This window comes from Mycobacterium sp. G7A2 (assembly GCF_041902445.1).
GTDB lineage: Bacteria > Actinomycetota > Actinomycetes > Mycobacteriales > Mycobacteriaceae > Mycobacterium.
In genome coordinates, this window is record NZ_CP169251.1 from 2600466 (window position 1) to 2612709 (window position 12244).

11 protein-coding genes are annotated in these 12244 nt (G+C 61.1%); 10 read left to right on the plus strand and 1 reads right to left on the minus strand.

Going from position 1 to position 12244, the window contains the following annotated elements; all coding sequences use genetic code 11:
• Positions 1-48 precede the first annotated feature (48 nt).
• The 10 genes from ACEWX3_RS12505 to ACEWX3_RS12550 all read left to right on the plus strand — a co-directional run bounded on the left by ACEWX3_RS12505 (position 49) and on the right by ACEWX3_RS12550 (position 11763).
• The gene (locus ACEWX3_RS12505; RefSeq protein WP_011856019.1) at positions 49-1578 is read left to right on the plus strand and encodes an NAD(P)/FAD-dependent oxidoreductase; all 1530 of its coding nucleotides are present in this window, start codon (positions 49-51) and stop codon (positions 1576-1578) included.
• 115 nt (positions 1579-1693) lie between these two features.
• A complete protein-coding gene (locus ACEWX3_RS12510; RefSeq protein WP_011560575.1) occupies positions 1694-3151 on the plus strand; it encodes a cytochrome P450 in 1458 nt (485 codons plus the stop codon).
• Positions 3148-3801, plus strand: a complete 654-nt coding sequence (locus ACEWX3_RS12515) for a transglutaminase family protein (protein WP_011560574.1) — start codon at positions 3148-3150, stop codon at positions 3799-3801. Before ACEWX3_RS12510 ends, ACEWX3_RS12515 begins: the two co-directional genes overlap by 4 nt.
• Positions 3802-3827: 26 nt before the next feature.
• The gene (locus ACEWX3_RS12520; RefSeq protein ID WP_017205326.1) at positions 3828-5447 is read left to right on the plus strand and encodes a fatty acid--CoA ligase; all 1620 of its coding nucleotides are present in this window, start codon (positions 3828-3830) and stop codon (positions 5445-5447) included.
• A 38-nt stretch (positions 5448-5485) separates the two neighbouring features.
• A complete protein-coding gene (locus tag ACEWX3_RS12525) occupies positions 5486-6631 on the plus strand; it encodes an acyl-CoA dehydrogenase family protein (protein ID WP_005086582.1) in 1146 nt (381 codons plus the stop codon).
• A 49-nt stretch (positions 6632-6680) separates the two neighbouring features.
• Positions 6681-7739, plus strand: coding sequence for a BtrH N-terminal domain-containing protein (locus tag ACEWX3_RS12530; protein ID WP_005086581.1), 1059 nt, complete (start codon positions 6681-6683; stop codon positions 7737-7739).
• A 91-nt stretch (positions 7740-7830) separates the two neighbouring features.
• The gene (locus tag ACEWX3_RS12535) at positions 7831-8241 is read left to right on the plus strand and encodes an SCP2 sterol-binding domain-containing protein (RefSeq protein ID WP_005110592.1); all 411 of its coding nucleotides are present in this window, start codon (positions 7831-7833) and stop codon (positions 8239-8241) included.
• Between the two features lie 148 nt (positions 8242-8389).
• Positions 8390-9496, plus strand: coding sequence for an NDMA-dependent alcohol dehydrogenase (locus ACEWX3_RS12540; protein WP_011560572.1), 1107 nt, complete (start codon positions 8390-8392; stop codon positions 9494-9496).
• A 160-nt stretch (positions 9497-9656) separates the two neighbouring features.
• Positions 9657-10856: an acyl-CoA dehydrogenase family protein gene (locus ACEWX3_RS12545; RefSeq protein ID WP_374159539.1), complete on the plus strand. Its 1200-nt coding sequence runs from the start codon at positions 9657-9659 to the stop codon at positions 10854-10856.
• A 370-nt stretch (positions 10857-11226) separates the two neighbouring features.
• A complete protein-coding gene (locus tag ACEWX3_RS12550) occupies positions 11227-11763 on the plus strand; it encodes an HD domain-containing protein (RefSeq protein ID WP_005116484.1) in 537 nt (178 codons plus the stop codon).
• 8 nt (positions 11764-11771) lie between these two features.
• Here ACEWX3_RS12550 and ACEWX3_RS12555 read toward each other — a convergent pair whose 3' ends face one another.
• Positions 11772-12239: an NUDIX hydrolase gene (locus tag ACEWX3_RS12555; protein ID WP_005110618.1), complete on the minus strand. Its 468-nt coding sequence runs from the start codon at positions 12237-12239 to the stop codon at positions 11772-11774.
• Between the last annotated feature and the right edge of the window lie 5 nt (positions 12240-12244).

Here is a 12244-nt window from a genome sequence, read left to right on the forward strand (position 1 = left end):
CCTACACCACCTCGACCGCCGCAGCGTGAAGTCAGTCGTCTCTGCCTCATGAGCAGCAACTTCGCGACGGCCTGTCGCGCATACGATCCGTCGATCGTGATCATCGGGGCCGGCTTCGCCGGGGTTGCGATGGCCCACCGGCTGAAGAAGGACGGGTTCACGAACTTCACGATCCTGGAAAAGGCTGCAGACATCGGGGGTGTTTGGCGTGACAACACCTATCCGGGAGCGGCCTGCGACGTGCCGTCAGCGTTGTACTCACTCTCGTACAAGCCCAATCCTCGTTGGTCACGGCGATATGCCGAGCAACCCGAGATACTCAAGTACCTCCAACAACTCGTGGAGAGTGGCGGACTGGCCGCGCATCTGCGTACCCAGACCGAAGTTGTCGCAATGACCTTCGATGACCAGCTAGGGCGTTGGACCCTGGTTACGAACTCGAACGAGACAATAACCTGCGATGTCGTCGTCTCGGCCGTGGGTCAGCTCTCCTTGCCCCACGTACCCGTTATTGCCGACGCAGACACCTTCCAGGGGCCGCGCTTTCATTCGGCGCGTTGGGACCGATCGGTTTCGCTTCGCGGCAAGCAAGTAGCCGTCATCGGCACAGGAGCTAGTGCCATCCAATTCGTGCCACACATCGCCCAGGAGGCGGAGCATGTCACGCTATATCAGCGCACGGCTCCGTGGATCTTGCCGAAGTGGGACAGCAGGTATGGAGTCCTTCACGACAGGGTGAGCGAGTTATTGCCGATGGCGCTGCGCCTCGAGCGTTTCGCGGTATGGCTAATTTTCGAGTTGCTCGCTGTGACGCTAGTCGACGCGAAGCCCCTCTCACGCGTCCTCGGTGCGATCGCGCGCCGCCACCTACATCGGCAGGTTGCTAGCCCATCTTTGCGCGAGCAATTGATGCCTTCGGACGCGCCAGGGTGCAAGCGAGTGCTGTTCTCGAATGATTACTATCCAGCAATCGCGAGTGATCGCGTGTCGTTGGTGCCGAAGGCTATCGCAGAGCTCTGCGACAACGGTGTCAAGACCGTGGATGGAGAGTTTCGTCCTGCAGATGTCGTGATCTACGGAACCGGGTTTCGCGCCACCGATTTTCTCGCCCCGATGTCCGTGCGCGGCTCTCGCGGAGTCTCCTTGGCCGAGGTGTGGAAGACCCAGGCGTACGCATATCTGGGCATCACTGTCCCCATGTTCCCGAACCTGTTCCTGCTTTATGGTCCCAACACGAATGTGGGCTCGGGGTCGATCCTCTACATGATCGAGTCACAAGTCCGTCACATCGCAACGCTCATCAAAGCCGTGGCTGCTCATCCGGGTCATGCGATCGATGTCAGGACGGAGAGCGCGCAACGCTACAACACGCGCTTGAGAAGGCGACTACGGAGGTCGGTGTGGGCGCTGTGTGCGAGCTGGTATCGAACCTCGAGCGGGGAAATCCCGACGAACTGGCCGGGGCCTACCTTGGTTTATCGACTCCTTACCCGGAAGCCGCACAGCGGCGATTACGTCTTGAGAAACGTCGGGCGTCTAAAGGTCGGAGACCCTGCAGAACCGAGCCTGGCCGACTAAGGGCACGAGACGCGCACTTAACCGCTAGGCCAATAATGTCTAGATATTGACATCAATGGCATCTTTGTAAAGACTGGTGGACGCCGTCAAAGCGGCCCAGCGTCCAGGAGGAACCATGACGAATCACCTTCTCGCACCTGCGCACCACGTGAAGGAGCGGTTGTCCTCTGTGATCATGGTCCCCGCGCCTCACGCCGTCGACGACAGATGGCGTCGATGGAGCCGGGACTGGCCGGTTCGTGAACTGGCACCGGCACCCGCGGGCAGTGGATTGAAAGCCGTCCGGGGGGATGCCGGACTGCCCTTCGTAGGTCACACGCTCGACTACATCCGATTCGGCTCGGATTTCAGTCGAGAGCGCTACGACCGTCTGGGTTCGGTGTCGTGGATGGGCGCGTTCGGCACCAAGATGGTGGTCATCGCCGGCCCTGACGCCACTCGAGAGGCGTTCACGAGCGAAGCGAAAGCATTCTCTCAGGATGGCTGGTCCTTCCTGATCGACGCCTTCTTCCATCGCGGTTTGATGCTCATGAGCTTCGACGAGCACTTGATGCACCGGCGCATCATGCAGGAGGCGTTTACGCGTCCGCGCCTGACCGGATACGTCGAACAGGTAACGCCATGCGTTCGCTCGGCAGTGCCTGCGTGGCCGGTGGGCCCGTCGGTTCGAATCTACCCACTGTTGAAGGAACTCACCCTCGACATCGCTACCGACGTCTTCATGGGCGGCCGCGGCAAGGACGAGAGCGATGCTGTCAACAAGGCGTTCGTCGCTACGGTCCGGGCGGCGAGTTCCCTTGTGCGTGCTCCGCTTCCGGGAACCAGATTCCGCGCTGGTGTGCAAGGGCGGCGCGTTTTGGAGGACTACTTCTTCCGGCATCTGCCGGCCGCGCGAGCCGGTGAAACGGAGGATCTGTTCGCTGCTCTCTGTCAAGCCACGACCGAAGACGGGGAGCGGTTTTCCGACGAGGATGTGGTGAATCACATGATCTTCTTGATGATGGCGGCCCACGACACCTCGACGATCACCACCACAGCGGTCACCTATTTCCTTGCCAAGTATCCGCAGTGGCAGGAGGCTGCGGCTGCGGAAGCCGCGGCCATCGGTGACGGGTTGCCGGACATCGAGGCCCTGGAGAAGATGACGGTCATCGACCTCGTGATCAAGGAAGCGCTCAGACTGCTTGCACCTGTTCCGCTGGTGATGCGCAAGACGGTTCGAGATGTCGCCATCGATGGATATCACATCCCCTCGAACACGTTATGCGCTATAACGCCTGCCGTGAATCACTTCGATCGAACGATCTGGAGTGATCCGGAGCGGTTCGATCCCTCACGTTTCGACGAGCCTCGGCGCGAAGACCAACACCACCGATTCGCCTGGGTTCCGTTCGGAGGTGGAGCGCACAAGTGCATCGGCATGCAATTCGGGACGCTCGAAGTCAAAGCAATCCTGCACAGGATGCTGCGTTCGTTCACTTGGAAGGTTCCGGAGAACTATCACGTCCGATGGGACAACACCTCGCTGCCCATTCCGGTGGACGGACTTCCGTTGGAGATGAAGCGCCGATGACCGTCGACCACAGCCCCTACCTCGAACCCACGGAGTTTCTTGACTGGCAACAAGATTCGGTACGTGACTTCGTGTCATCGGCGATCCGTGGTGCCTGCGGCGACACCGAGAAGGCCATCGCCATCTTCACCGCGGTCCGTGACTCCATTTGGTACGACCCCTACACGGTGACCGACAACCCGCACGCGTATCGCGCCAGCACCGTCGCGACCGCAGAACGGGCCTACTGCGTCCCGAAGGCCGTGCTCTTGACTGCAGCGTGCCGAGCGGCGGGAATCCCGGCGCGGCTGGGGTTCGCCGACGTCCGAAACCACCTCCAGACCAAGGCATTGCGCGAGCGGATGGGTGGTAGCGACGTTTTCGTCTACCACGGCTACAGTCTCATGTTCCTCAACGGTGCGTGGGTAAAGGCCACCCCGGCGTTCAATCGCGAGCTGTGCGCACGCTTCGGTGTCTCGCCGATCGAATTCGACGGCCGTAGCGACGCGCTACTCCATGGTTTCACCGCTGACGGCACCCAGCACATGGAGTATCTGCGCGACCGGGGAGCCTACGACGATCTACCCCTAGCAGACATCCTGCAAGCACTGAGAACGCATTACGGCACATTCATCGATCAGCCGAACAGCCGTCCCGACCTCTTCGCCTGAAAGGGCACTACACGATGCAAAGCACAATGCAAAATGTTCCGCTCACGGTGTCGGCGATCGTCCAGCATGCGGCAGCCATACACGGTGACAGCGAGGTCGTCACTCCGACCGGAAATGGATATCGGAGAACGCCTTACCGCATTGTGCTGGCGCGAGTGGCTCGCCTTGCCAATGCGCTGCGCAGTCTTGGCGTCACGGCAGACCAACGCGTGGCCACCTTCCAGTGGAGCAACCAGGAACATCTGGAGGCCTACTGTGCGATTCCCTCCATGGGCGCGGTCCTGCACACGCTCAACATTCGTTTGGCCCCAGAGCAACTGGCGTACATCGCCAATCACGCGAGCGATCAGATCGTCCTAGTCGACGCTTCGGTTGCCCCGTTGTTGGCGCGCGCGCTCCCAGCGATGGCGTCGGTGCACACCGTCATCGTCACCGGAGAGGGCGACCTTGCCCCGCTCCAGGGATGCGGGAAGACCGTTCTGCGTTACGAGGAAGTGCTTGCCGGCCAAGAAGAATCATTTGACTGGCCTGAGCTCGACGAGCTGTCCGCCGCGGCCATGTGTTATACGAGCGGTACCACCGGAGATCCCAAAGGCGTCGTCTACAGCCACCGTTCGACGTACCTTCACTCCCTGACCGCCTGCACAGCTAACGCTTTGTCAGTCAGCGAGGCCGACCGTGTGCTGGCCATCGTCCCAATGTTTCACGCCAATGCGTGGGGGCTTATTTACGCAGCGTTGATGTCCGGTGCGGATCTGGTACTGCCTGACCGGTATCTCCAAGCCGAACCGTTGGTGTCGATCATCGAAGACACCAGACCGACCTTGGCCGGTGCAGTGCCGACGATCTGGAACGATGTCGACCGATATCTGGATTCGCACCCTGAGCGGGACATTTCTTCGTTACGGCTGGTCGCGTGCGGGGGGTCTGCTGTTCCGCTTTCGTTGATGCGGGCATTCGAAGAGAAGTACGACGTGCCCATTGTGCAGGCCTGGGGTATGACCGAAACCTCTCCGTTGGCGACCGTTGCACGTCCGGCTCACAGAGCCGACGCGACGCGGCGCTGGGAGCTGCGCGCATCCCAGGGCCGACCGATCTGCGGTGTCGAAATCCGGTTGCGGGACGACGACGGGAAAGACGTGCCGTGGGACGGGCAATCAGTTGGGGAGATCCAGGCGCGCGGTCCCTGGATCACCGGGTCCTATTTCGGAAACAACGATACGGAGAAGTTCGACGAAGGATGGCTGCGTACCGGTGATGTGGGCAAGATCGACGCCGAGGGCTATCTGACACTGACCGACCGCTCGAAAGACGTCATCAAGTCAGGTGGCGAATGGATCTCCTCGGTGGAGCTGGAAAACACGCTGATCGGCCACCCTGCCGTGTACGAAGCGGCGGTAGTCGGCGTCGCGGACGATAAATGGCAGGAAAGGCCGTTGGCGCTTGTCGTCGTCCACCCCGGAACCGACGTTGACATTGACCAACTCCGATCGTTCCTTGCGGACAAAGTCGCCAAATGGTGGATTCCCGAGCGATGGAGCTTCGTGTCCGATATTCCGAGGACGAGCGTCGGAAAGTACGACAAAAAGGTCATCCGTGCGCGCCACTCTGCCGGCGAATACCTCATCGAAATCGAAACGTCATAACGTCAAATCCCTGGAATTCCAACAGTCGGAAGGTAATCATGTCCTCACCAATCTCTCCCTGGATGAATGCCGAATTACTCGAGCTTCGTGACCTCGCTGCGAAGTTCTTCTCGGCCGAATTGGCGCCGCATGCGAACCGCTTTGCAGACCAGCACCACGTCGACCGAGAACTGTGGAACCGAGCAGGCGAGCTGGGCCTGCTCTGCATGTCTATACCTGAGGAATACGGCGGAGGCGGTGGCACTTTCGCGCACGAAGCGGTCGTGCTTGAAGAGCAGGCCCGCATAGGTGACAGCTCATGGGGCGCGGGACTGCACAGCGGAATCGTCGCCCACTACATCCTGCAGTACGCGACTGAAGAGCTGCGCGCGCAGTGGCTTCCCAAGATGGCGTCCGGTGAAATGATCGGGGCGATCGCCATGACAGAACCGGGGACCGGGTCCGATCTGCAGAGCGTCAAGACAAAAGCCCTCCTGGACGGTGACGAGTACGTGATCACCGGCTCCAAGACTTTCATCACCAACGGCCAACAGGCCGACCTCATCATCGTTGTTGCCAAGACAGATCCGAGCCAGGGCGCTGCGGGCATCTCTTTGATCGTTGTCGAGGCTGACCGGGCGGGATTCCGGCGCGGCAAGGTTCTCGACAAAATCGGCCAGCGCGGCCAGGACACCTCCGAGTTGTTCTTCGATGAAGTGAGAGTTCCGCGCTCGCATCTACTGGGCCAGTCTGAGGGACAGGGCTTCATTCAGCTGATGACGCAGCTGCCACAAGAGCGACTCATCGTCGCGGTGGGGGCTGTCGCAGCGATGGAACTTGCCCTGGAGCAGACGCTCAAGTACACGCGTGAGCGGGAGGCGTTCGGTCGGCCTGTCTTTGGCTTTCAGAACACCAAGTTCACGCTGGCTGAAGCCGCGACAGAAACGCGCATCGCACGAGTGTTCCTCGACTACTGCATCGACCTGCACCTTGCGGGTCAACTCGACGTGCAGACCGTCGCCATGGCGAAGTGGTGGACCACTGAGCGAGCGATGAAGGTACTCGATGACTGTATGCAGCTTCACGGCGGATATGGCTACATGACCGAGTACCCCATCTCGAGGTTGTGGGTGGATCAGCGCGTGCAAAAAATCTATGCCGGCACGAACGAGGTGATGAAGGAAATCATCTCGCGTTCCCTATGACTCAGAGGAGTTGCCGCCCGCACGTTAGTCATCTAGAGGAGGAGGACTGATGGCATCGATGGTGGTGCCGTATCGCCACGACATGGGCGGCCACTGCGGATCGGGGGCTCTTCGGGATTTGACCGAATGGGCCGGGATCCGTTGGGGTGATGACACCCCGGACGAAGGCATCGTGTTTGCTCTCGGCGGGGCCCTCGACTTCTCGTATGTTCGCTCGGCCCACCTACGTCCACCGATCTACCTCGTTGGACGCAGCGCGGACCTCGAAGACGAATACTTGACCCGGTTGGGCGCGCGCTTCGAGTGTCGTTCGACAGACGACCCCGATCTCGGGTGGAAATGGGTGACCGAACAGATCGATGCCGGTACGCCGGTCATGGTGTGGACTGACATCGCCGAATTGCCCTATCTGAGAACGCGTCTGAGTATGAGCCGGCACGATGTCGTGATCGTAGGGTACGACGACGACGAGGAACTCGCCTTCGTGGTCGATAACGATCGCGATACACCTCAAGCCGTGCCTTACGAGAATCTACGGAAGGCGCGGGCATCGACGGGATTTCCCGTCCCCACGCGGCACACCACCTACGTAGTCGAGTGGCCCGGCGCGGCACCAGATCTCGGCAATGCTGCCCGGTCGGCCTTCCGTAGGTCCGCGGACGCGATGCAGGGTTCGTGTGTGAGCGCGCCGATCACCGAGGACTCCGATTGTGAAATTCAGGTGCGTGGGCTACCAGGGGTATCGACTTTTGTGGAGGATCTCAAGCGGTGGCCGAAGATCTTTGACGACGACACCCTCGACGGAGCCTTGTTTGCGCTGAGCGCCTTCATCGAAAAAGCCGGAACCGGAGGCGGTCTGTTCCGAGATCTGCAAGCACGTGGATGTCGGCGCGTCGCTGAAGAGTTGAGTTTCGAACCTGCGTTTAAAGCAGCGGAGGCTGCAAAGACCGCATCTGAGTTGTGGACCGCGGTTGCGCACGCCGCTTATGACCGCGGTGCAGATCCGCACCGAAGAGCGAGCGGCGCCGCGTCCGTGGCTGCGCAATTGCCGACAGCCGAACGTCGACTCGCGGAGGCGCTGAGGGAGGCAGGAGATCTACTCCTATGAGTTCTGATTGCTTCGGAGCAAGCCGAACTGGTTGCGACCCAGCAGATTTATTTGAGCGCTTTGAATTGTGTCATAGGAAGGGAGAATCACGATGGCTGTCTTCGCTGATGCGGAAGAGGTTTACCGCTACCTCGCCGGCATCTTTCGACGAGGTTTGGAGAACGAAGACCTTGCGAACAGACTTGCCGGGTCCGGGGTGGTGTTACGGATCCACTACACCGATCCGGATGCGGTAGTAACCGTGGATATGCCGGAGAAGGTCGTAGAGACCGGCGCGGACAGTGGCGTTACACCGAATGTCGAATTGTTCATGTCCGCGGATACCGGCAACAGGTTCTGGTTGGGGAAGGTGAACTTGACCATGGCGATGGCGAAAGGAACTGTACGAGCGAAAGGTCCTGTCACCAAACTGATCAAGCTCATACCGCAGGCAAAGAACCTCTTTCCGGAATACCGGGCAATCCTTGAGGCCGACAAGCGTCACGACCTGCTCAATGTGTGATGTCGGTGCGGTACCGCGCCCGGGCCCGGGTGAGCGGCGCGGGCCTCTGGGCGATGTGCCCGGAGATCATCCAGGACAGTTCGCGCGACCACCGTGCGCGGTCGGGATAACTACTCGAGAAGCGTAATTCGATAGAAGGGACTTCAACATGAAGACACGTGCGGCTGTTTTGTGGGGCTTGGAGCAGAAGTGGGAGGTCGAAGAAGTCGATTTGGATCCGCCAGGTCCCGGGGAGGTCCTCGTGCGGCTGGCGGCCACCGGCTTGTGCCATTCCGACGAACATCTGGTGACCGGCGACCTCCCGATCCCATTGCCGGTAGTGGGGGGTCATGAGGGTGCTGGCACAGTCGTGGAGTGCGGCGAAGGGGTTGAGGAACTGTCCGAAGGTGATTCTGTCATCTTGACCTTCCTTCCCTCGTGTGGGCGCTGCTCGTACTGCGCGCGCGGCATGGGCAATCTCTGTGAGTTGGGAGCGGCGCTCATGATGGGACCGCAGATCGACGGCACCTATCGCTTTCACGCACGAGGCGAGGACGTCGGGCAGATGTGTTTGCTCGGGACGTTTTCCGAGTACACAGTGGTGCCGCAGGCGTCCGTGGTCAAGATTGACGGCGGAATCCCCCTGGATCGGGCAGCCTTGATCGGTTGCGGCGTCACGACCGGTTACGGATCTGCGGTGCGGACTGGGGAGGTGCGCGCCGGGGACACCGTCGTGGTAGTGGGAGCGGGCGGAATCGGAATGAATGCGATTCAGGGCGCGCGAATCGCGGGAGCGCTGGCGATTGTGGCGGTCGATCCGGTGAAGTTCAAGCGAGAGCAAGCGAGCGGGTTCGGTGCGACGCACACCGCGGCCTCGATGGATGAAGCTTGGTCGCTGGTCAGCGATATGACGCTGGGCAAGCTGGCTGATGTCTGCATCCTCACCACCGATGTGGCTGAGGCCTCCTACACCGCGGAAGCGCTGGCCTTGGTCGGAAAGCGCGGGCGCGTCGTGGTCACGGCCATCGGGCACCCCGACGACTCATCGATCTCAGGATCACTGCTTGAAATGACGCTTTACGAGAAGCAGATTCGTGGCGCTTTGTATGGCTCATCCAATGCGCCGCACGATATTCCGCGACTGGTCGAGCTGTACTCCGCTGGGTTGTTGAAGCTCGATGAGTTGGTCACCCGCGAATACTCCCTCGACCAAATTAATGAGGGCTACCAGGATATGCGTTCAGGAAAAAATATCCGAGGGCTGGTCCGGTTCTGAAGAGCATCATGCCCACTGCTGGTCTCCATGTCCTTGCGTTGCTGCAGATCATGCGGCCGGGCCCCTTGGGTGGTTGGCGTCGGGTCCTTCTTTCCCGTCGTGAGGACGGCAAGCATCAGACACCTCATCGATCATCTATCACATTCTCTGGGAGGCTGAGATGACGGACGCTGGCACGACCACGGCAAGCAGGGATGGGGCTGCTCGTTTCGCTATCGCCCCGGAGGTGTGGACCACGCCGGAGCGACGAGCGCTGAGCCAAATGGCGCGGTCTTTCTCGGAACGTGAAATCGCGCCGAAGCTAGCGGAATGGGAGCACGTGGGTGAGATTCCGCGCGACCTGCATCTCAATGCTGCCGAGGTGGGGCTTCTCAGAATCGGGTTCCCGGAAGAAGTCGGCGGCAGCGGCGGCAATGCGATTGACTCTGCACTGGTCACTGAGGCCATCCTGGCCGCAGGCGGGTCCACTGGCGTCTGCGCCGCCTTGTTCACCCATGGCATTGCCCTTCCCCACATTGCCGCCAATGGCTCCGACGCCCTGATTCAACGATATGTCCGTCCTACGCTCGCAGGAAAGATGATCGGCTCGCTGGGCGTTACCGAGCCTGGGGCAGGCTCAGATGTCGCGAATCTGCGCACACGCGCGGTGCGCGAGGGGGACACCTACGTGGTCAACGGAGCAAAGACGTTCATCACCAGCGGAGTTCGAGCGGACTTCGTTACTACGGCGGTACGCACCGGCGGACCGGGTTACGGTGGAGTTTCATTGCTTGTGATCGACAAGAATTCGCCTGGATTCGAAGTGTCCCGCCGGTTAGACAAGATGGGGTGGCGATGTAGCGACACCGCCGAGTTGTCTTTCGTCGACGTTCGCGTACCGGCTGACAACCTGGTGGGGGCAGAGAACAGTGGGTTTTTGCAGATCATGCAGCAATTTCAGGCTGAACGGCTCGGCATCGCCGTCCAGGCGTACGCGACGGCGGGTCGGGCTCTCGACCTTGCCAAGAGTTGGGCGCGGGAACGTGAAACGTTCGGTAGACCCTTGACGGGGCGCCAGGTCATTCGCCATAAGCTCGCGGAGATGGCTCGACAGGTCGACGTGGCGTGCACCTATACCCGTGCGGTCATGCAGAGGTGGCTAGCGGGGGAGGATGTCGTTGCCGAGGTGTCGATGGCCAAGAACACCGCTGTGTATGCGTGCGACTACGTGGTCAATGAGGCGGTTCAGATCTTTGGTGGGATGGGCTACATGCGTGAGTCTGAGATCGAGAGACACTACCGAGACTGCCGGATTCTCGGAATAGGCGGCGGCACCAACGAAATCATGAATGAGATCATTGCCAAACGTATCGGACTCTAGTTCTTGATACCAGTAAAGAAAGTTCTCACATCGCAGGTCAACGACGGTCAGGCGGCTGTTGGTCCAGCCTGCCGCTCGCGGCGTCTCGATGCGGCGAGGAGCGAGGGCAGCTGCGCTTCGTCGTGATGCCAGAGCTGTGGTGGCCTGCGACTTAGTTCCGGCGCCGGTCGTGGGTGCATGTGTGCGTGGCGGCGGACGGAGGGCGAAGCGCAGGGAGCGGCGCGGACGGGAGCGCCAGCGTACGGGAGCAGAGCGAGCGTAGCGAAGCCTGCAGGTAGCCGCCGTTCCTCGCAGATCCTGGCCTCCAGGATCTACGTCATAAGCTGCGAGGGGGCTGCGTCATGGTGCTGTGGCTCGTAAGCTGGCGGCTGTGAGCGGGGTTCTGACGCAGCGTGCACGGCGCGAGACCGAGACGCGGCTGGCTGAGCAGCCGCGGCGGTTGGCGCATGTCCGGGGCGTCGCGGCGACTGCCGAGCGGTTGAGTCGGCGTTTCGATCCCCAGACAGCGGACTGTCTGGTCGCAGCGGCGTGGCTGCACGATATCGGTTACGCATCGTCGTTGCGCCGGACCGGGTTTCATCCGCTCGATGGAGCGGAGTACGTGCGAGCGGCCGGCTTCGGGGAGCTGGCCGCCTCCTTGGTGGCCTTTCATACCGGAGCGCACGCGGAGGCTGCCGAGCGGGGCTTGTCAGGCTTATCCGCGTTCAGTGATCCGCCCAGCGATTTCCTTGATGTGCTGACTTTTTGCGATCTGACGACCGGACCTGACGGGGCGCCGATATCACCGCGCGATCGGTTACGCGACGTGCTGTCGCGTTATGGATCCGAGGACCCGGTGCACCGGGCGGTCGACGCGGGCCGCGACGAATTGTTGGCGGCGGTCCGGCGAGTACGCGACTGGCTGTAGCCCAGCGGTCAGCCGAGGTAGGGGCTGTCGCGGCGTTGCAGGTAGTGCTCGACGCGCAGTCGCATCGACGGATGCATATCCAGGCCAGCGATGTCGTCGGGGGCAGTCCAGGCGATGTCGGTGCTTTCGTGGTCGATGGCGAGGGTCCCGCCGAGCACCGTGGTGGCGAACAGTAGCGAGAATTGTTGGCGCACTTCGCCATCGGTGAACGCGACCACGTGGTGGGGGTTGGTGTAGACACCGACCAGACCCGTGACTTCGACGTCGAGCCCGGTTTCTTCTTTGACTTCCCGCACGGCGGTGTCGGCGATGGTTTCGCCGATGTCGTGTCCGCCGCCGGGTAACGCCCACAGGGTGTTGTCGCGGCGTTTGATCAGCAGAATACGACCTTGTTCGTCGGTGACGATGGCCGAGGCGGACGGAACGACACTGTTGGGCGCCGGGGCGTTGGGGTCATTGTAGTAGTCGGTGCGCATCGGGG